Annotated in this window: 4 protein-coding genes and 1 pseudogene; 3 read left to right on the forward strand and 2 right to left on the reverse strand. The window is 53.7% G+C overall.

Going from position 1 to position 2,797, the window contains the following annotated elements:
• From AC2VLY_RS14420 to AC2VLY_RS14430, 3 genes and pseudogenes are all read left to right on the forward strand, one after another.
• Positions 1-265, forward strand: a pseudogene (locus tag AC2VLY_RS14420) (TM2 domain-containing protein); the annotation flags it as partial.
• 129 nt (positions 266-394) lie between these two features.
• Positions 395-583 (forward strand): type II toxin-antitoxin system RelB family antitoxin, encoded by a 189-nt coding sequence (gene relB, locus AC2VLY_RS14425; RefSeq protein ID WP_024893012.1) that lies wholly within the window; start codon positions 395-397, stop codon positions 581-583.
• Positions 583-879 carry a type II toxin-antitoxin system RelE/ParE family toxin gene (locus tag AC2VLY_RS14430; protein ID WP_010637316.1) on the forward strand — a complete coding sequence of 99 codons (297 nt, stop codon included), beginning with the start codon at positions 583-585 and terminating at the stop codon, positions 877-879. The genes relB and AC2VLY_RS14430 overlap by 1 nt, the downstream gene beginning before the upstream one ends.
• Before the next feature lie 16 nt (positions 880-895).
• Here the strand turns inward: AC2VLY_RS14430 and AC2VLY_RS14435 are convergent, their stop codons facing one another.
• On the reverse strand, positions 896-1,492 hold the full coding sequence (locus AC2VLY_RS14435) for a class I tRNA ligase family protein (RefSeq protein WP_486922520.1): 597 nt from the start codon (positions 1,490-1,492) through the stop codon (positions 896-898).
• A gap of 36 nt (positions 1,493-1,528) precedes the next feature.
• Complete coding sequence (locus AC2VLY_RS14440) at positions 1,529-2,674, reverse strand: aldo/keto reductase (RefSeq protein ID WP_193651129.1); 1,146 nt, start codon at positions 2,672-2,674, stop codon at positions 1,529-1,531.
• Positions 2,675-2,797: the final 123 nt, after the last annotated feature.

Below are 2,797 nucleotides of genomic sequence, written 5' to 3' on the forward strand. Positions count from 1 at the left end.
CAGCTGGTTTGCCCGACAAACCCCTGCCGCACCTGCTGGTTATCAGGGGCGCACGGACACAGGTGAAGCACCTGCCCAGTGGCAACGTGAGTTACAAAACTATACAGCCACCAAGGAAAGTGAACGGGCCGGGCATCCTGCTGCACAAAATCCTGCCAACAAAGGGTTTGCCCCAGGGCAAAGACGCATGTCTTTTGCGGAACAGGAAAAACTGTTGCGGGAAATTGCCAGCGCCCCCAAAGGCGAAAAACCCAAAGATCATTAGGTGGGCCTGGATGTTAGGATGGTTCCGGCAAGAGCGAAAAGCGCCTAATATAGCCTTTAAGGGCCGCATGGTTGGCCAAATGAGGGCGTTAAACCCTCTCTGATGATCGATACCAAGGAGCAACCTAGGATGAATGCCATTTTACCATCCATCATCTCCGAGTTTGAAACCGCCGAGCAGGAGGCCAGCTACACGGCTTGGCTGCAGGCCAAGACGGCCGCCAGCATAGCTGACCAGCGCCCGGGCATCCCGCACGATGAGATTGAGAGGCGCATGGCCGAGCGACTAGCACGGCTCAGACAGCGCAAGACGCCCTGATGATGCTACCCATCTTCTGGCTTGAGTCGGCCGACGCCGATCTGGCCGCCATCATAGACTACATTGGTCAGTACGATGTGAGCGCAGCCGAACGCTTGTGGGAACGCCTGCGCGTCTGCGTGTTGCCACTATCAGAGCACCCTTACCTGTACCGCATCAGCGATCGAGTGCCAGGATTACGTGAAATCATCGCACACCCAAACTACATCGTGCTCTATCGTGTCACGGCCACCTGCATAGAGATCGTGAACGTGGTACATGCTCGCCGTGAGTTCCCCTGTTTCAATTCAAAATAATTAGCCTCATCACCCTTTAGGGCGCAGCGATAGAGATGCCACCACTCGCTTCCGCTATTAAAGGCGCTTCGATCTTGGGAAAAAGTGGCGGAACCTTCTCTATCGTGAAATCTGCCAGTAGCTGGCCCTCCGTGACATAGGTTTTGAAGCTCGCCGCATCCAGCGTAATTTTCAAGGCTCTACCCATTTTCAGGGTAATTTCGGGCATAATGGGATGTAGAAGTAGTGCCACCTTCGCTAGTAAGTTAGCGATAACACCCAGTAGAGCCTGCACTTCTGCCTCTTTGCCCTTTTTCATTCTTACCCGGGGCTTGGCGGTGTCTATGGCTTTATTCCCCATGGAAAGGATTCGCCACAGATATTCCAAATAGCGGTTGATTTGAATATCCACCATCAGCTGATCCAGTTCGCCTATCACCGTCTGAATCCGTTTCAGCTCTTCACTGTAGTATTTTTCGCATTGCCCGGAAACGATGACCCCATCGAAGTATTTATAGCTCATTCCGATAAGCCGATTGAGCAAATTACCAAGATCATTTCCCAGATCGTTGTTTATGCGATCTATGAGTGCCCGCTGTCCAAAATCACCGTCTTGACCAAATGGAACGGCCATGTGCGTAAAAACCAGAAAAGTCAGGTTCGCTCAAACCTATTTTTCCTTTTCAAACATCGCCAGATAGCGTTCTTTGGGTAAGGGGAGCTGTTTGGCCACCGCCAGAAAATCTGCCAGATGCAGGGGTGAACTCATTCCCACCAGGGTGACACCGATGCCCGGCGTCGAGCGCACAAACTGAATGGCCCGTTGCGCCGCATTGGCCAGTTCGGGAATTCCTTCCTGCAAGGAGGGGATTTCTTCCTGGGCCAGCAATCCTTTGCCCAGGGTATGGCTGGCCATGACGGTCAGCTTGAGCTGAAAAGCGGCCTGAATGGTCGAACCAATATTTCCCTGTCCGGTAACCTGACTGAAGCGCGTATAGGCTTCGGGCATCAGGGCATTAAAGGGAAGTTCTACTACCCGCAGATGGTGTCTGTTACCTTCACCAGCTGCCTTCTCGGCCAGGCCAATCAGACTGGTCAGGGACTGGAACAGGGTGTGATCGGTTTCCACCCGACAGGCGTTGAAGGTAGAGATGCCATAATAACGAATTTTGTTTTCATTGACCGCCTGTTCCAACACGGTAAAGACCTGGATCAACTTCTGGTACATGCGTTCTTTGCCAATCAGCGGAATATGCACCTCCGGCTGATCCACCAGAAACACATCCAGGGTTTCCAGACCGGTTTGGCTGCGTAAATCATCCAGTTGCCAGGCAATATATTCGGGACTCAGACAATGCACATTCTGGGCGAGGTCTTCTTCCTTGCCCAGGCCTTTGGCGACCACTTCCTCACGGAAAAAGGCGAGAGGATCTTCGGGACGCCCGCCCGTGAAGGTCAGGAACCCGCCCTTGCCCACCACGAAAAACTCCTCGCGGAGAATTCCCGCCGCCATGGCCTTGGCAATACCCGCCCCCACCGCCCGACCGGCCCGGCCAAAACGATAATTCGCACCGGTATCAATCACGTTAATCCCGGACTGCAGGGCCTGAGCGACAATGGCCGCCACGGCCAGATCCGTCACATCATCCACCGCGCCGGGGAATGTACCTACCCCCAAGGAGGACAGCTTGATGCGGGTATTCAGAAAATCACTGAAATGTTCTTCCGCCAGAGTCTCTGCAAAACGCGCTACATAGGCCTTACTGCCGACACTATTGGCGGCCCCGGGAATCAATGTGTTATCCGCAGCATTCACGCAGCGTTTCTCCTGTTTGCAAAAAGGGGATGATGGTGGAACAGATACTCCAGACGATCGGTCACTTCGCTTCGCAAGGGACCCGGCAAGGGCAGATCATCCAGATACTGGAATTGCCGGCTA

This window comes from Acidithiobacillus sp. TH-A36, assembly GCF_057473445.1.